The sequence below is a fragment of the Campylobacter sp. RKI_CA19_01116 genome (assembly GCF_025771405.1).
Lineage (GTDB): Bacteria > Campylobacterota > Campylobacteria > Campylobacterales > Campylobacteraceae > Campylobacter_D.
This window is the reverse complement of record NZ_JAKMQF010000004.1, coordinates 1-17,620: the sequence shown is the minus strand read 5'-3', so window position 1 is coordinate 17,620 and position 17,620 is coordinate 1. Positions and strand designations below refer to the sequence as shown.

The following is a 17,620-nucleotide window of genomic DNA, read 5'->3' as shown; positions in this document are numbered from 1 at the left end:
GTTTTCTCACAGCGATGGTATAAATAATTGATAATTTTTACTCATCTTATAATATATCGTATTTAAATCTGTTTTTAAAATTTTATTGAAATTACTTCCTAAAATTTTTTCATTAAATGGCACAAAATGCAATACATTTTGTTTATAAGAAAATTTATTGATAGGGTTATGTTCTTTTTCTTCTATTAAAAGTAATTTTTCATCATGGAGTTTTGAAAGGCTTTCAAAATATTGATGGTATTCAAAAATTTCAGCTTTATTTAGTTTTAAATCATAATAATACAAAGCAAGCCCTAGTTGGATTTGCTTATTCAAATCAAGCATAATAGAAGCAATACCTTCCACATCTTCAAAGTTTGAACTTAAAACTACCGATGATTTTAAGTCAGCAAAATCCCCTTTACCCGCTTTTAACACAGGAATTTTTAAAGTAAAAAGAAAACTTTTTTCTTTTTCAAAAAGATAATCTTCCACTACAAGTAAACCTATGCTAGTATTTTCCACAAAAGACTTAATATTTTTTACATTTGTACTTTCATAGTCAAATATCACTTCAATACTATTTTTATGCAAGGCTTTAAGTTTATAATACATAGGAGTTAAAGTAGGATTAATCACTTTAAAATAAAGCTTTTTACTATTAATCCTTACATGTAAAAGTAAACTTGCAAAAATAAGCTTTTCTATGGCAAATTCACTCATTTTTTTCATATCTATAATACAAAGTATATTATCACCAAAAGGTGATGGAAAGCGTCCTAAGCTTGTTTTAACATTAGTAAAAACACTTTGTAAAACTTTAGGATCACCTACGATTAAAATACTATCATTTGGCATTAAAATAAGCCCAGGTCTTGCTAGGATAAATTCATTATTTCTATAAACCATTACAATTTTAAAGCGTTTTTGGCTAATAGAGCTTATATGTCTATAAGCAAAGCTTGATCCTGCAGGAATTTTTACCTCCATTATCTCACCTTGCCCAAGCCCTATAAATTGCGCCATAGAAGGCATGTTATCTAAACAACCTGTTAATCTCGTGCTTAAAGTATCATAAATATTAATCACTTCGCAAAAATTATCATCAATTTGACTATTCCACAAATCCATGATAACTATGTTTAATCTTGGGTGCAATTTTCTTAAATTTTTATAGCAAGCTAACATATCTGCTTCTTCTTGCATATAGATGATAGCTTGATGGAATTCTTCCTTTAATAAATTTTCTAGTTTAATCAAACTTGTAGGATCAAATTTATAAAAAGATATTTGTTCATTTTCTAAATCCAAATCCACACTTTCATCATTATAATAAACAACACTCAAAGACTCTTTAAAAGTTTTATTGCTATGAATTTTCCTTAAAAAATCTTTAGCAAAAATCCCATCAGCTAGTAATAAAATTTTATTCATTTACACCTCTAAAATATAAAATATAATTATAGCAAAGTTATAGTTTATATTTTAAAGTTTTTAATACTGGTTTTTGCTTTAAAAATACTTTTATCAAAAACATGCTTAACAAACTAGCAATCACTATAAAAATAATATAAATATAAAAATACTTCCCATACATAAAATTAACAACAAAGGGTGTTAAAAAACCAAAAATCGCATAAGAAACATTATAAGCAAAAGAAAGACCACTTGATCTTAACTCTGTAGTAAAAATTTGAGTCATAAAAATAGGAGCAAAAGCTATAATGCCTTGCGCAAAACAAGCAAGCAAATAAAATGATAAAAACCACTCATTATAAAAGCTAAAACTTATACCAAAAACTCCAAAAACCAAAGTAAAAATCAAGCAAATTCTAAAATGTCCTAAAAAATCAGCCAAATACCCTTGTGCTAAACTTCCTAGTATGATCATCACTATGGCCAAATTTTGATATAACAAAGCAGTAGTTTTACTAACTCCTAATAGGCTTTCAAAATATTGCGGTAGTATCATTAAAGTAGCTACCCCACTTGTTAAAACCACGGTAAGTAAAGCACATATTAACATGCTTTTTTTATGTGTTTTTAAAGCTTGTAAAAGTGGAAAATTTAAAATTTTTTCTTTTTCTTTTATATTTTTAAAAGCTGGCGTTTCATTAAGCTTTGTGCGCAAAAATAAAGCTAATATGCCAAAAAATCCTCCTATAAAAAAAGGAATTCTCCAAGCAAAGCTTTCTACTTCTTCTTCATCAAAATACGCATATATACTTAAAGTCGCTAAATTTCCAAGTAATAAACCTAAAGTCAAAGTCGCTGAAATAAAACCAAGTGCCAAACCAAGTCTTTTTTTACTTACAAATTCGCTCACAAAAATCCAAGCACCACTCACTTCAGCTCCTATGGCTAGTCCTTGAGCTATCCGTATGATAAAAAGCATAAAAGTAGCTAAAAGTCCTATGCTTTCATAAGTAGGTAAAAAGGCCAAAACAAAACTTGGCACGACCATTAAAAGCATACTGACATAAAAAACATTCTTACGCCCTTTAATATCTGCAAAATGTGCTAAAACAACAGCACCAAAAGGTCTAGCTAAATATCCTGCTCCAAAGGCTACATAAGTATAGATTAATGGCCAAAAATCATCATTTTGAGGAAAGAAAATTTTTGCAAAAACACTTGCAAAGAAGATAAATAAAACAAAATCATAAAATTCTAAAATACCACCTAAAGAAGCATAGATGGTATTTTTAAAAGCTTTTTGCATTATTAAATTTTGCCACCTTCGATTACTACATCATCAGCTTTTATATCATCACTAAAAAATGGCTTTAAGGTTTCATCGTAAGCTTTGTGAAAAAACTGCTCATTTTGTAATTTTACAATCAAATCATTGATAAATTTCAACATAGCTTCATCGCCTTTTTTTACAGCAGGAGCTATAACATCATGATTTCCAAGTTCTTTAATCACCACTTCAAAATTTGGATTTTCTTTAGCCCAAGCAAAAAGTAAAGCATTATCATGGCTTAGCGCATCGCCTCTTTTACCGATTAAAGCTGCAAAGGTTTCTGTGTTTTGATCAAATTTAATCGTTTTAATTTCTGGCATATTTTTTGTAAAATACGCATCAGCTGTTGTACCTTTATTTAAAATCAAAGTTTTGCTTTTTAAATCATCTATAGTTTTAATATCTGATCCTTTAGGAGCTACCACCCCAAGAGCAACTTTCATATAAGGCAATGCAAAATCCACCACAGCTTCTCTTTCTGGAGTTTTAGTAAAATTAGCTAAGATTAAATCTACTTTATTTGACTCTAAAAACTCCACCCTATTTGCTGCTTCAACTAAAACAAATTGTACTTTAGACTCATCCCCTAAAAGTTCTTTTGCTATACGTTTAGCAAAATACACATCATAGCCTTGATTTTTTCCTTGAGCATCTAAGTAACCAAATGGAGGTTTATCACCAAACACACCTATGCGGATAACACCTTGCTGTTTGATTTTTTCTATGGAGTTTTCACTAGAGCTTGAATTTGAGCAAGCGCTAAAAAAAAGTGCCATTAAAAACGATAAAAGAAAAATCTTTTTCATATTTTTTTCCTTATGATTGAAATTTAAATTTTTAAACCTTATATTAATTTTTTAAACAAATCTTTTCTAAAATAAAATTAACGATGAAAATCAAACAAATTGAGAAATTTCTTCGCACGATCAGTTTTTGGATTTTCAAAAAATTCATCAGGCTTTGAAATTTCTACTATTTTTCCATCATCCATAAAAACTATTTTATCAGCAACTGCTCTTGCAAAACCCATTTCATGTGTAACTATAAGCATAGTCATACCATCTTTTGCTAAATTTAAAATCACATCTAAAACCTCACGCACAATTTCAGGATCAAGCGCTGCTGTAACTTCATCAAAAAGCATGATTTCAGGATTCATACAAAGGCTTCTAACTATGGCTATGCGTTGTTTTTGTCCACCACTTAATTCTTTAGGATAGGCTTTTAATTTATGCAAAAGCCCTACCCTATCAAGCCAGTATTTAGCTTCTTCTAAAACTTCTTCTTTTTTTCTTTTTTGCACCTTTAAAGGCCCTAAGAGTATATTTTGCTCCACATTTAAATGATCAAAAAGCTCATAAGATTGAAATACCATGCCTATTTTTTGGCGAATTTGAGTCCATTTTTTATAATTTTTATCAATTTTTTCATCATCTACAAAAATAGCCCCATCAGCCATTTCTTCCAAACCATTAATACATCTTAAAAGCGTAGATTTCCCACAACCACTTGGACCTAGTATAACCACTACTTCTTTTTGATTTACTTCTAAATTTATATCTTTTAAAACATGATGATCATCATAATATTTTTGTAAATTTTGTATTTTTAAAATGCTCATATTAGCTCCATTTTTTCTCTAAAAACTTTGAATATACCGACAAAGGATAGCAAAGTATAAAATAAATCAATAAAATCAAACCATAAATCACAAAAGCCGCGTAAGAATTTTGAAATAAATTTAGCTCAATCACTTGTTGGCCTACTTTAATAAGCTCTATACCACCGATGAGATAAATCACTGAAGTACTTTTGATAATTCTTGTAAAAAGATTAATACTCATCGGCAATAATCTTCTTAAAGATAAAGGTATAATGATAAAAAGATAAACTTCAAATTTATTAAAACCTAGTGAAAGTCCTGATTCATACTGGTGTTTTGGTATGCTTGCTAAAGACGATCTAACCAAATCCATCATCTCAAACACGCCCCAAATACTAAAAACAATAACACTTGAACCCAAAGCACTCAAATGCCATCCAAACCATTTCGCCAAGCCAAAATGCACTATAAAAAGCCAAACAATCAAAGGCATAATACGCACAAACTCAAGCATAAAACGACAAAAAGCATAAAAGAATTTATTTTTAGAATGCATTAAAATTCCAAAAAATACTCCTCCTATGAGTGAAATCAAAACACTAATCAATGAAAGCTCTAAAGTAACCTTTAAGCCTTGTGCTAGTCTAAAAAAGGTATCTTGATTTAAAATTTCAAACATAATTTAACCTTTTTTCTATACGGTTTAACACTAAAGATAAAGGTAAAATCAAAATCAAATAACAAAGCACCAAAGCAAATAATGCTTCATTACTTTTATAATAAAGTCCTATAAGATCTTTAGCCACATATACTAAATCTGCTAAAGCAATAATGCTTACTACTGAAGTTTCTTTGAGTAAAAAAATGATATTTGCACTAATACTTGGCATAGCTATACCCAAAGCTTGAGGCATGATAATATAGCGAAAATTTTGCCATTTACTCAAACCCAAAGAAAGTCCTGATTCGTATTGTTGTTTTTTTACTGCTTCCATACCCGCTCTTAAGCTCTCAGCCATATAAGAACCACCTAAAAAACTAAGTCCTACCACAGCACAAGCAAAAGAACTAAGGTGTATCCCAAACTCAGGCAAGGCATAATATAAAAAGAAAAGTTGGATTAATAAAGGTGTGTTTCTTGAAAATTCTATATAAATTTTACAGATTGTATTTAAAAAAGAAAATTTAAAATAACTTACTCCCACACAAAATAAACCTACTAAAAATGAAAAAAATACTCCATAAATAGCAAGTTTTAAAGTAAGCCAAGAAGCTTGTATAAACATAGGGCTAAACTTGATTAAAAAATCAAAATCCATAAAACCTTCCATACTTTAAATACAATATTGTAACAAATAAGACTTAAAAAGACTTAATTAAATTTTGCATTTTTTCTTTATTTAAAATTGCTATTTTACCTTTATTTGTGCAAATAAGCTCATTTTGTTTTAATTCTTTTAAAAAACGCGATAAAGATTCTGGGGGTAAATTTAAAATCACAGCAATTTCTTTTTGCTTTAAATTTTGTAATTTTTCTTCATTTTCTAGTAAAAAGCTGACTAGTCTTGATTTTAAATCCAAAGATTTTTGTCTAATGAAATTTTCTAAAATTCGAATTTTACCGATTAAAGAAGTCAAAAGTAAAAAGCTAAATTCTCCATTTTCTAAGCATAATTTTTTAAATTCATCAAAATCAAAAACACAAATTTCACAATCTTGCTCACAAATAGCATTAGCTGGGTAATTAATACCCTCAAACACAGGCATTTCAGCTATAAAATTTACTGGAGTTAAAGTATGCAGTGTTAGTTCAAAACCTTTTGTATTCACCTTATATATACGCACTTTTCCACTTAGTAAAATATAAATTTTATTTGCTTTTTCACCTTGAAAAAATAAAATATTCCCTTTGTTAAAACGTTTTTTCTTGCCTTTAGAAATTAAAATTTCAAAGTGTTTATCCATTTTCTTTTTCCATATTTTTGATACTTTCTTTTGCTTTTAAAACTAGCTCTTCATCATCTGCAAAATCAAAGAATTTAAAATGATTGCCATGTTGTACTCTACCATCTAGTAAGTCCCCGCTTAACCTATTTTTTAAATCAAGTTCAGCTATTTTAAATCCATCTAAAGTTTTAGCAAATTCAAGCAAACGACTTGGAATTTCTTTTTGCTTAGTATATAAATAACAAAAGCTCTCAAGCCCCACTCTACCTACCCTACCTCTAAGCTGATGCAAGGTAGCAAGCCCAAGTCTTTCAGCCCCAACAACTACAATCACGCTTAGTCTTGGTAAAGAAATCCCCACTTCAACCACGGTTGTAGAAAGTAAAATCGTGCCTTTTTCTCTAAATTCTTGTAAAATTTGATCTTTATTTTTATCTTTTCCATGGGTTACATAAACATTTTTGTATTTGTTTATCCAGTATCCTTGTGCTTGTTCTAATGATAAATAATCTATATTTTCACTTTCATTTACCAAAGGATAAATGATGATTACTTGATGATTTTTAGCAAGTTCATCATCGATTTTTTTAAGCAAATATTTAAAATCTTTATCTTGTATGCAAAAAGTCTTAATGTCTTTTTTAAAAGGCATTTGTCTAATAAAACTAAAATTTACAAGCTCACTTTGTATCATAGAAAGTGTTCTTGGTATAGGTGTAGCAGAAAATTGCACGATATGTGGAGCATATTGAGAGTTTTTGCTAAGCTCGCTTATTTTTTGTCTTTGATTAGAGCCAAAACGGTGTTGCTCATCTATCATCACTAAAACTGCTTCAAATTCTTCTTGATGAATGAGCGCATGTGTGCCTATGATAAAATGAGCTTGTTCTTTTAATTTTGCTAAATCTTTATCTTTTTTACCACCTTTTAAAAGTAATACATTAACAAAATTAGGTAAAAGTCTTTTTGCTTCATGATAAATTTGCTCTGCTAATATACTAGTTGGAGCCATTAAAATAGCCTTTTTAGGATATACTAGCAAACTTGCAGCAAGTATAACCAAAGTCTTGCCACAACCCACATCACCCATTACTACACGCCTTTTAGCAACTTTATTTTGTAAATCTTTTTTAATATCTTCTATCGCTAAAAGCTGATCATTTGTAGGGATAAATTCTAAACCCTTAAGCCAAGAGTTTATATCAAAAAGTTCTATTTCATAAGCATTTTGTGATATTTTTTTACCCTTTAAACGCTTTAAATGATTAAAAATTTCTATATATTTTAAGTCTTTAACTATGGCGTTAAAATTTTCATAAAGAGTTAAATCATCATAATTATGTAAATTCAAAAGCAAATTAATGTATTTTTGTTCTAAATTTAGCGCTTTTAAATTAGCTTCATTGACATATTTTAAGATAAGTTTGTTTATATTTTCATCTTTAATAGAGCTAATTTGATATTTAGGGACTATTTGACCTATGTTTTTTACTATTTTTGGGTTTATAAACTGCCAAATTCCATTAAAAAAATTCATCTTTGCATGGATACAAACCAAAGCATTATGCTTAAAAATTTTAAAATGCCACTTATTAGGATGAAAGATCACTATATTTGCTTTTATACCCCATTCTAAACATTCACAAAGTACAAAAAACTGGGAGTGATGATTTTGCGTGCTAATAATTTTTACATTTTGGGTACAAAATGTATCTTTTGGAAACTTTGAAATTCTAAAATCATCAAATTTTTTAGGCAAAATCAAAGCCAAATCGATACAATTTTTAACCCCTAAAGCATGAAGTAGTTTTAAATCCTTTTCTTCAACTTTCATTTTCTATACTTGCAAAACTCACTTTTGTAATTTCACTATGTGTTTTGATAAAGTCATTTAGTTCATCTAAGGTAGTGTTTTTAATCTTTTGCATTTCTTCTTTTAAATTTCCAAGTTTTAAACCATGCAAATATTCATTTAGCATTATATCTAGTCTTTTAGCCAAACTTTCATACCTTAAAGGCATAGAACCTACTAAAAATTGTTTAGCTAGTTGAAATTCTTTTTCATTTACTCCATTTTGGACAAAGTTTTCAAAAACTTCCTTAACTAAAGTTTTAGCCTCATTAGAGCTTTCATTTTTAGTTTGCAAATACCCAAAAACTCTACTATAATTTAAATTTACATCAAGCATAGCATATGCTGAATACGCCAAGCCTCTTTTTACACGCACTTCTTCCATCAAACGCGAACCAAAACCACCTTGACCTAAAATAAACAAAGCAAGTTTAGCTAAATACATTTTCTCATCATTAATTTGTATATTAAATGGAGAGCAAAAGTATATATAAGCTTGCTCAGTGCTTTTTTGCTCACTTACTTCTATACTCTCATCAACGAGCTTGTAGCTTTTGTTTTGATTTGGGGTATTTCTTTTTAGAATTTGGCAAATTTTTTCTACTTTAATCTTTACTTCATCTTCTTTAATATCTCCACCAAAAACAAATAAAGCATTATCAAGTACTAAATTTTCACTCATAAAATCTTGTAATTCTTTTAAACTAATCTTTTCTATGCTTTCTTTAGTCCCATCAAGACCACTAGCAAAAATTTCATCTTTAAAAACATTCTTATTCAAAAGTCTTTTTGCTTGATAATCATAATCAGTATTTAAACTTGCAAGTTCACCCAAAGCTAAAGTTTTTAATCTTTGTAAGATTTTTTCATCAAAACGCACATTTAAAAATAATTCTTGTAATTTTTCTAAAGCAAAATCAAAATGTTCTTTCAAGCATTTAATACTAATTTGAAAATGCTCAAAACTAGCCTTAGCATAAAGCTCTATAGCACGGTATTCTAAGCTTTTAAAAAACTCATCATTACTTCCTTCATTTAAAAGCCTAGCAAGCATACTTGCACAACCCCTATTGTGTTTTTCTGCTATTTTTCCACTATTTTTAAAAATGAGTTTGAAAAATACTACAGGAAGCTCGTTTTCATACTCATATATTATGTCTATTTTAGTATTATTAAAGTCTAAATTTAGCATTAAAACCTTTCTAAAATATTATAAGCTGTATCGCGTTTAGCAGGTAATTCTCCTATATCTTTGATAAGTTCTATCATTTGTTCTTGATTCATTCTATATTTTGCACCAGCTGCGGCTACGACATTTTCTTCCATCATAGTTGAACCTAAATCATTTGCACCAAACTTTAAAGCAAGTTGGCCTATTAAAGAACCTTGCGTTACCCATGAACTTTGTAAATTTTTAAAATTATCCAAATATAATCTTGCCAAAGCTAGCAATCTTAAATATCTATTAGAGCTTTGTTTGATGATTTCAGGATGTTTTTTAATCAAAGGAGTATTTTCGCTTTGAAATGACCATAAAATAAAAGCTCTAAAACCATTTGTTTTATCTTGTAAATTTCTTAAATGATCAAAATGTTCGATGATTTCCTCATCATTTTCAACCGTACCAAACATCATAGTAGCAGTACTTTTCATACCTATATTATGTGCACTCTCATGCACCCTAAGCCAAGTAGCTGTGTCACATTTGTGTGGTGCGATGATATCTCTTACTCTATCGCTTAATACTTCAGCACCTGCTCCAGGTATAGAAAAAAGTCCTTTAGTTTGTAGTCTTTTTAAAACCTCTTCAATAGAAATTTTAGAAACTCTTGCTATATAAGCTATCTCTACTGCTGAAAAACCGTGCACAGTGATGGTTGGATAATTAGTTTTTATATAAGAAAGTAAGTCTTCATACCATTCTATTTTAAGTTTTGGATGCACCCCGCCTTGAAATAAAATTTGCGTTCCACCTATGGCTTGTAATTCTTCTATTTTTTGTCCTATTTCTTCGTATTTTAAAATATAAGAATCATCATCTTTTTCTTTTCTACAAAAAGCACAAAAATCACAATCAATACAACAAATATTTGTATAATTTATATTTCTATCCACCACAAAAGTAGTTATTTTTTCAGGGTGAAGCTCTAATTTTTTCTCATATGCCATTGTGCCTAATTCGTATAAAGGTGCATTTTGGAGTAAATTCAATGCTTCTTTTTTGCTTAATCTATTCATTATTAACCTTTTTTATAAAAAAGAATTATTATAGCATTTAAATGTAAAATAATCTTAAAAACGATATAATCAAGCCCTTTAATTTCATATATTCATAGGATACTCATGACTTATAGGTCTTTACTTAAAAATAATAAAACTTTTCGCCTTTTAGCAATGGTACAATTTATAAGTTATTTTGGTGCATGGTTTTCTCAAGTAGGTGTTTTTACTCTCTTAACCAAAGAGCTACAAGCGCCTGCAAATATCATAGGCTTTTCAGCTATTTTTGTTTTTTTACCTTCTATTATACTTGCGCCTATAAATGGAGTTATAGTAGATAGATTTAAACCTAAGAATTTATTACTGACAATGATTAGCATTGAGATGATTTCTATTTTTATGCTAATTTTTGTAAATTCTTTAGCTATGCTTTGGTTTTTATACTTTTTAACCTTTGTGCGTATGGCGGTTGCAAGCATGTATTTTCAAACAGAAATGTCAGTTTTACCTAAAATTTTAACCCCACAAGAATTAAAACTAGGCAATGAGCTTCATAGTATTATATGGGCTGTATCATATGCTTTGGGTATGGGCGCAGCAGGACTTTTTATAGATCTTTTTGGAGTAAAACCAGCTTTCATAGCTGATACTTTAATGTTATTTTGCGCTATGCTTATACTTAAAACTTTAATCTTACCTGATGAAAAAAATACCACACAAAACAATCTTTTTATATTAATCAAAGAAGGTTTAGTTTATGTATTTAACAATAAAAAAATCATTCATTTGATTTTACTTCATGGAGTTGTAGGGATAACCGCTTATGATGTTTTAATCACTCTTTTAGCCGAATATGAATACGCAAAAGTTATTTCCATACCTCTAGCCATAGGGCTTTCTAATGCTATAAGAGCCATATCTTTACTCATAGGACCTTATGTGCTTAGTCCTTATATTAATAAAAACACTTTAGTATATTTATACTTAGCGCAAGGTATAGGTATAATGCTTTGGGCTTGCTTGCAATTTAACTTTTATCTTGCCTTTATAGGCTTAGTAATGGCAGGTTTTTGTACTTCATCTTTATGGAGCTATACTTACACACTTTTGCAAAATGATTGTGATAAAAGATATTATGGTAGAGTGATTGCCTATAATGATATGGTGTATTTAACTTTTAGTGCAATTATTGCTTTTTCAACAGGATATTTATTTGAATTTTATGGAGTAAAATTAAGCCATTTTACTTTTGGCTTAGGAGTATGTTTTATCTTTGCGGCGATTTATTGGTGGTGGTTTAATAAAAAATATAATTAATCCACCTTAGAATAATAAACCCCACCCGCTGAAAAGTTTTTTTCAAAATACGCTGTTTCAGGTACAAGATCTGATTTTCCTGGGTATATTCTACCCTCTCTGTTTAATATCCTATGGAAACGCTCCATTAGTCTTATTTTGAAATCTTGATCAAAATATATCATCATATTTCTTGAAAAAATCACATCAAATTTTCCAAGTTTAAATAAAGAATCATCAAAAACATTACAAAGCTCAAAACGACATCTACAAGCTAAAGTCTCTTTTTTAAGCTGATACATTCTATCTTTTACATCAAAATAACGCGTTTTTTGCATAGTGTTTAATCTAGCTACTGAGCGCTCTGAATATAACATTTCATTGCATTTATCTATCATTTTTTTATTAATATCTATACCAACTATATTCATACCTTTAACAAAATTCTCACTTGCTAAAATAGCTAAAGAATACACTTCCTCACCACTTGAACATGGAGCACAAAGCACATTTACAGGTCGATCAAGAGATTTTATATAAAAAATTACATCTTTTAATTGTTCTAATTCTCTAAAAAAATATGTCTCACAAACTGTGATAAAATCCATAGTTTCTTGCTTTAAATTTCTTTGAAACTGCACTTTTTCATTTAATTCACTAAGACTGCTTAAACCTAATTCTTGTAAAAATTTAGGTAGCTTTATAGATAAAATATCTTTTTTAGTATTAAGATTATTTCCACTTATTTGCTCTACTATTTTTATAAAATCATTCATTTCATTTTCTGTAATTTTTATCATCTTTCCATCCTATGATTTGATAAAATTTATTATTTCTTTTTTGAGTTCTATTAAACTCATAGGTTTTAAATTTGGATTAGTATCTCTAGCTTTTTTTGGCATTCCATATACTATAGAATCTGCCTCATTTTCACATAAACACCTCACACCAACTTTATAAAGCTCAAATAAAGATTTAGCACCATCATCACCCATTCCTGTCATAATCAAAGCTAAAATTTTATGATATTTGCAAAGATTTACAGCTGAATGAAATAAAACATCTATCCCTGGGTTAAAGCTACTTGTTTGCTCTGTAGTATTTAACACCAAAGCATTATTTCCACTTAAAACCATATTTCTTTGACAAATATAAATTTTATTTTTTAAAACTTCTTTGTCATTTGGTATGATCACATCACTTTTTGCTTCTTTGTTGAATTGATTTACAAAAGAAGGAATAAAAGCTGGGTTCATATGTTGGGCAATCACTACCGTACAATCTTTAAGTTCTATATCATTAAGTAAAAACTTTAGTTGGCTTGGACCGCCCGTTGAAGAACCAATCAAAATAAGCTTCATTTTTTACCTTAAGTTTAGTATTATTATATCAAATTAAATATTTGAAAATATTAAAAAATAATTATATACAAGAAAGAAAAATTTTAATTAAATATGATAAAATTAATACTTTAAATTTCAAATGATAAGTGATTATTAAATGTTAAGAGAAAAAATTTACATAGCAAGTGATCATGCTGGCTTTATTTTAAAGCAAGAAATTATCAATTTTTTACAAGAAAAAAATATAAGCTTTGAAGACTTAGGTCCTTTTAGTAACGATCGTTGTGATTATCCTGATTATGCACATTTATTAAGCTCTAAAATTAATGAAAATAGTTTTGGAATTTTAGTGTGTGGATCAGGTATTGGTATGAGTATAGCAGCAAATCGCCATACAAACATACGCTGTGCTTTGTGTAATGAACCTTTAAGCGCTAGACTCTCAAGAGAACATAACGATGCAAATGTTTTAGCCTTAGGAGCTAGACTAACCGGAGTAGATATGGCTTTTGAAATCATCTCAAATTTCATTAATACTTCTTTTAGCGGTGGAAGACATTGCGTGCGAATTAGTAAAATAGAGGCAAAATTATGATTTTAAGTTGGCTTGTATTAACTGTATTAATTTGTGTTAGTATTTATATGACTATTATGTTGCTTTATTATAAAACCTTACTTCATAAAGAAAAAGTAGCAAAAGAATTCATAAAAAATAATCTTGATGATACTGAAATAGTCATTAGAAAATTACAAGTACAACTTCAAAGAAGCTTGGGTAATATTGATATTTTAACTGAGGAATTAAACAAAAGCAAAGCAGACCTAACCTCTCTTAGAACAAGAAATTCACAATATCGTATCGAAAATGAAAAATTAAGACAAAGAATCAAAGAATTAGAAGCAAAAATCGAGGCATTATTATGATGAAAGAACAAGATAAAAAATACTTATTAGATAGCATTAGAGCTATTAAGGATTTTCCAAAAGAAGGAATTATCTTTAGAGATATCACTACTTTATTAAATAATAAAGAAGCATTTGCATTTTTAATGGATCATTTAGTTGAAAAATACCAAAATGCAAAGCTTGATTATATCGTTGGTATAGAAAGTAGAGGTTTTATTTTTGGAGCTGCACTAAGTGCTAGATTAAAACTACCTTTTGTGCCTATTAGAAAACCAGGTAAATTACCTTCTAAATGCTTGCAAGAATCTTATAGTTTAGAATATGGTAGTGATACCATAGAAATTCATATCGATGCATTTAACAATCAAAAAGCAAACGTTTTGCTCATAGATGATCTCATCGCCACAGGTGGCACAGCTATCGCTGCTGTTAAACTCATAGAAAAACTCAATGCAAAATGCGTTGAAGCTTGTTTTTTACTAGAATTAAAAGGTCTTGATGGAGCTAAAGAATTAGCTAAATTAACTTCTGTTTATAGTGTTTTAGAGGTATAAAATGGAAGAATTTTTAAAACAACTTTTGTATGATTATAAAAACTGGGCTTATATCATCGTGTTTTTATGGTGCATACTTGAGGGAGAACTTGCGCTTATTTTAGCAGGTATTTTTGCACATGAAGGTCATGTAAATTTAGGATTTATCATCTTTGTAGCAGGTTTGGGTGGTTTTGTAGGTGATCAAATATACTTTTATATAGGAAGATATAATAAAAAATACATTCAGAAAAAACTTCGCACCCAAAGGCGTAAATTTGCCATAGCGCATTTACTCTTACAGCGTTTTGGTTGGCCTATTATATTCATACAAAGATATATGTATGGCTTTAGAACTATTATACCTATGAGCATAGGACTAACACGCTATAGTGCGAAAAAATTTGCATTTATTAATCTCATTAGTGCTTGGGCTTGGGCTGCTATAACCATTTTACTTGCATGGTTTTTTGGAAAACAAATTTGGCTTGCAGTGGAATGGGCTGGAGATCACTGGTATTTTGCAGTGCCTATTATTGCTTGTTTTTTACTTGCTTTATTTTTAGGTATGAAACAAATAGAAAAATCAATACTTAGAAAAAGGGAACATAAATGATTTTTAATTTTAAAGAAGAAACTATAAATTCTATAAATGCTGACTTTGAAATCATTTTAATACAAGATAAAAAGATAGAAAAATACACTCAAAGTCAAGAACTCTTTAAACTTTCAAATTATAAAGGCGAAGGAATTTGCATAGATATGCAAAATAAAATTCTTTATAGCGAACTTAAAAGTTTAGAATATGAAGATATAAGACTTGCTTTTGCAAATGCTTATAAAGCTTTAAAAAAACTTGAAATTCAAAGTGTTAAAACAAAGAGTGTTGTAGGAAAATGCGTAGTAAATAGCTTTAATGCTATGATTCAAGGATTTACTTTTGGTGCGTATGAGTTTGATAAATATAAAAAAGAAAAAACACAGAGTAAGTTAGAGAATATTTTCATTTCAAAAGATGAAATTAACAACAAAACATATAACCTAGAAGAAGCTTGCATAGGTATAAACTATGGTCAGGTTTTTTCAAATGCTTGTGATTTTGCAAAAAATATCGTAAATGAAATTCCTCAAATTTATACTCCTGCAAAAATGGCTGAGGATGCTCTTAGCTTAAGTCAAAATAATTGCAAGATTTCATGTAAAATCTATGAGAGTGATTTCTTAGAGCAAGAAAAAATGCAAGCATTTTTAGCGGTAAATCGTGCATCAATCCATCCTCCAAAACTCATTCATCTTTCATACAAACCACAAAATCCAAAAATGAAAGTAGTGTTTGTAGGCAAAGGACTAACTTATGATAGTGGTGGGCTTAGTTTAAAACCTGCTGATTATATGCTAACGATGAAATCAGACAAAAGCGGCGGTGCAGCGGCAATGGCCATCATCAAAGGCGCAAGTGAATTAAACCTTGATATAGAAGTACATTCTATCATCGGTGCAACTGAAAACATGATAGGTGGAAATGCTTACAAGCCTGATGATGTACTCATCTCAAGAGAAGGTGTGAGTATCGAGGTTAGAAATACCGACGCAGAAGGAAGATTAGTTTTAGCAGATTGTCTTTCGCTTGCTCAAGATCTAAAACCTGATTTATTAATAGATCTTGCCACTCTAACTGGAGCTTGCGTAGTAGGACTTGGAGAATACACAAGTGCTATCATGGGAAATAATGAAGATTTACAAAATGATTTTTTCAAAGTAAGTAAAAAAAGTGGAGATTTAGCTACTATTTTACATTTTAATCCACATTTAAAAGAACTTATAAAATCAAATATAGCAGATGTAAGTAATACCTCTTCAAGTCGTTATGGTGGGGCTATTACTGCAGGGTTATTTTTAAATTCTTTCATTAGAGAAGAATATAAAGACAAATGGCTACATTTAGACATCGCAGGGCCAGCTTACTTAGAAAAAGCTTGGGGTTATCATAGCTTTGGTGCAAGTGGAGCAGGTGTTAGAATGTGCCTTTCATATTTACTTTATCTTTCAAGGAAACAAAAATGAGTTTATCAGTTGGTATAGTAGGACTTCCAAATGTTGGAAAATCTACCACTTTTAATGCACTAACAAGAGCACAAAATGCAGAAAGTGCAAATTATCCATTTTGTACCATAGAGCCAAACAAAGCAGTCGTACCTGTACCTGATCATCGCTTAAAAGAGCTAGCAAAAATCGTTAATCCACAAAAAATCATACGCTCAAATATAGAATTTGTTGATATAGCAGGCTTAGTAGCAGGAGCTAGCAAAGGTGAGGGTTTGGGTAATAAATTTTTATCTAACATACGTGAAACAGAGATGATTTTACATATTGTGCGTTGTTTTGATGATGAAAATATCACCCATGTTGCGGGCAGTGTTGATCCTGTGCGTGATGTGCAAATCATAGAAACAGAACTTATACTAGCAGATATAGAACAACTTAGTAAAAAAATAGAAAAACTCACCAAAGGCGCAAAAGCTAATGAAAAAGGTGCAAAAGAAAGTTTGGCTTTAGCTAATGAGCTTTTAGAACATTTAAATCAAAACAATAGTGCAAGCTCATTTCCAAATAAAAATGAAGTCTATCATGCTCTTATAAAAGAACTAAGATTGCTTTCAGCTAAGGAAGTGATATATGGGGCAAATGTAGATGAGAATTCCCTTTTAGAAGATAATGAATTTGTAAAAAATCTTAAAGAATTTGCAGCAAAATCAGGTCATGAGGTTATCAAACTTTGCTCTAAAATAGAAGAGGAAATGATAGCTTTAAGCGATGAGGAGCATTTTGAGTTTTTAAAATCTTTAGGGATTGAACGTAGTGGGCTTGAAGTAGTTATACGCACAGCATTTTCAAAGCTTAATCTAATTAGCTATTTTACAGCAGGTCAAATAGAAGTTAGATCATGGACTATACAAAGAGGCTGGAAAGCACCAAAAGCAGCAAGTGTAATCCATAATGATTTTGAAAAAGGTTTTATCAAAGCTGAAGTGATTTCTTATGAAGATTATATCGCTTGCAAAGGAGAAAGTGGCGCTAAAGAAGCAGGAAAACTACGTCTTGAAGGAAAAGATTATATCGTACAAGATGGCGATGTAATGCATTTTAGATTTAATGTTTAATAAAATTTGCAAGCTATTTCAAGCTTGCAATCTC

19 protein-coding genes are annotated in these 17,620 nt (G+C 29.6%); 7 read left to right on the top strand and 12 right to left on the bottom strand.

Annotated elements, in window-relative coordinates; genetic code table 11:
- Positions 1 to 6: 6 nt before the first annotated feature.
- From L8U41_RS04080 to L8U41_RS04035, 10 genes are all read right to left on the bottom strand, one after another.
- Positions 7 to 1,413, bottom strand: a complete 1,407-nt coding sequence (locus L8U41_RS04080; RefSeq protein WP_263727890.1) for a COG3400 family protein — start codon at positions 1,411 to 1,413, stop codon at positions 7 to 9.
- Between the two features lie 37 nt (positions 1,414 to 1,450).
- The gene (locus tag L8U41_RS04075; protein ID WP_263727889.1) at positions 1,451 to 2,701 is read right to left on the bottom strand and encodes an MFS transporter; all 1,251 of its coding nucleotides are present in this window, start codon (positions 2,699 to 2,701) and stop codon (positions 1,451 to 1,453) included.
- 2 nt (positions 2,702 to 2,703) lie between these two features.
- Positions 2,704 to 3,531: a cysteine ABC transporter substrate-binding protein gene (locus L8U41_RS04070; RefSeq protein ID WP_263727888.1), complete on the bottom strand. Its 828-nt coding sequence runs from the start codon at positions 3,529 to 3,531 to the stop codon at positions 2,704 to 2,706.
- 77 nt (positions 3,532 to 3,608) lie between these two features.
- Positions 3,609 to 4,346, bottom strand: coding sequence for a pathogenesis-associated glutamine ABC transporter, ATP-binding protein (locus L8U41_RS04065; protein ID WP_039618156.1), 738 nt, complete (start codon positions 4,344 to 4,346; stop codon positions 3,609 to 3,611).
- 1 nt (position 4,347) lies between these two features.
- The gene (locus L8U41_RS04060; protein WP_263727887.1) at positions 4,348 to 5,007 is read right to left on the bottom strand and encodes an amino acid ABC transporter permease; all 660 of its coding nucleotides are present in this window, start codon (positions 5,005 to 5,007) and stop codon (positions 4,348 to 4,350) included.
- Positions 5,000 to 5,647 (bottom strand): amino acid ABC transporter permease, encoded by a 648-nt coding sequence (locus L8U41_RS04055; protein WP_263727886.1) that lies wholly within the window; start codon positions 5,645 to 5,647, stop codon positions 5,000 to 5,002. Before L8U41_RS04055 ends, L8U41_RS04060 begins: the two co-directional genes overlap by 8 nt.
- Positions 5,648 to 5,690: 43 nt before the next feature.
- Positions 5,691 to 6,293, bottom strand: coding sequence for a Crp/Fnr family transcriptional regulator (locus tag L8U41_RS04050; RefSeq protein ID WP_263727885.1), 603 nt, complete (start codon positions 6,291 to 6,293; stop codon positions 5,691 to 5,693).
- The gene (gene recG / locus L8U41_RS04045) at positions 6,286 to 8,109 is read right to left on the bottom strand and encodes an ATP-dependent DNA helicase RecG (RefSeq protein WP_263727884.1); all 1,824 of its coding nucleotides are present in this window, start codon (positions 8,107 to 8,109) and stop codon (positions 6,286 to 6,288) included. Before recG ends, L8U41_RS04050 begins: the two co-directional genes overlap by 8 nt.
- Positions 8,099 to 9,319, bottom strand: a complete 1,221-nt coding sequence (locus tag L8U41_RS04040) for a M16 family metallopeptidase (RefSeq protein ID WP_263727883.1) — start codon at positions 9,317 to 9,319, stop codon at positions 8,099 to 8,101. The genes recG and L8U41_RS04040 overlap by 11 nt, the downstream gene beginning before the upstream one ends.
- Complete coding sequence (locus L8U41_RS04035; RefSeq protein WP_263727882.1) at positions 9,319 to 10,365, bottom strand: dehypoxanthine futalosine cyclase; 1,047 nt, start codon at positions 10,363 to 10,365, stop codon at positions 9,319 to 9,321. Before L8U41_RS04035 ends, L8U41_RS04040 begins: the two co-directional genes overlap by 1 nt.
- A gap of 105 nt (positions 10,366 to 10,470) precedes the next feature.
- On the opposite strand from L8U41_RS04035, the gene L8U41_RS04030 reads away from it, so the two are divergent.
- Positions 10,471 to 11,664, top strand: a complete 1,194-nt coding sequence (locus L8U41_RS04030) for an MFS transporter (RefSeq protein WP_263683290.1) — start codon at positions 10,471 to 10,473, stop codon at positions 11,662 to 11,664.
- Here the strand turns inward: L8U41_RS04030 and L8U41_RS04025 are convergent.
- Together L8U41_RS04025 and L8U41_RS04020 are read right to left on the bottom strand one after the other, a co-directional pair.
- On the bottom strand, positions 11,661 to 12,443 hold the full coding sequence (locus tag L8U41_RS04025; RefSeq protein WP_263664281.1) for a CheR family methyltransferase: 783 nt from the start codon (positions 12,441 to 12,443) through the stop codon (positions 11,661 to 11,663). The genes L8U41_RS04030 and L8U41_RS04025 overlap by 4 nt on opposite strands.
- A 9-nt stretch (positions 12,444 to 12,452) precedes the next feature.
- Entirely contained in the window at positions 12,453 to 13,004 is a 552-nt protein-coding gene (locus L8U41_RS04020; protein ID WP_263703134.1) for a CheB methylesterase domain-containing protein, read from the bottom strand.
- 139 nt (positions 13,005 to 13,143) lie between these two features.
- Between L8U41_RS04020 and rpiB the strand changes: the two genes are divergently transcribed.
- Genes rpiB through ychF form a run of 6 tightly spaced genes read left to right on the top strand, consistent with a single transcriptional unit; the run spans position 13,144 to position 17,586 of the window.
- Entirely contained in the window at positions 13,144 to 13,581 is a 438-nt protein-coding gene (rpiB, locus tag L8U41_RS04015) for a ribose 5-phosphate isomerase B (protein WP_263679345.1), read from the top strand.
- Positions 13,578 to 13,910, top strand: coding sequence for a hypothetical protein (locus L8U41_RS04010; protein WP_039618138.1), 333 nt, complete (start codon positions 13,578 to 13,580; stop codon positions 13,908 to 13,910). The genes rpiB and L8U41_RS04010 overlap by 4 nt, the downstream gene beginning before the upstream one ends.
- Positions 13,910 to 14,446 carry an adenine phosphoribosyltransferase gene (gene apt, locus L8U41_RS04005; RefSeq protein WP_263683294.1) on the top strand — a complete coding sequence of 179 codons (537 nt, stop codon included), beginning with the start codon at positions 13,910 to 13,912 and terminating at the stop codon, positions 14,444 to 14,446. Before L8U41_RS04010 ends, apt begins: the two co-directional genes overlap by 1 nt.
- Before the next feature lies 1 nt (position 14,447).
- Complete coding sequence (locus L8U41_RS04000) at positions 14,448 to 15,041, top strand: DedA family protein (RefSeq protein WP_263703136.1); 594 nt, start codon at positions 14,448 to 14,450, stop codon at positions 15,039 to 15,041.
- A complete protein-coding gene (locus L8U41_RS03995) occupies positions 15,038 to 16,489 on the top strand; it encodes a leucyl aminopeptidase (protein WP_263727881.1) in 1,452 nt (483 codons plus the stop codon). The genes L8U41_RS04000 and L8U41_RS03995 overlap by 4 nt, the downstream gene beginning before the upstream one ends.
- Positions 16,486 to 17,586: a redox-regulated ATPase YchF gene (gene ychF, locus L8U41_RS03990; protein ID WP_263679342.1), complete on the top strand. Its 1,101-nt coding sequence runs from the start codon at positions 16,486 to 16,488 to the stop codon at positions 17,584 to 17,586. The genes L8U41_RS03995 and ychF overlap by 4 nt, the downstream gene beginning before the upstream one ends.
- Positions 17,587 to 17,620: the final 34 nt, after the last annotated feature.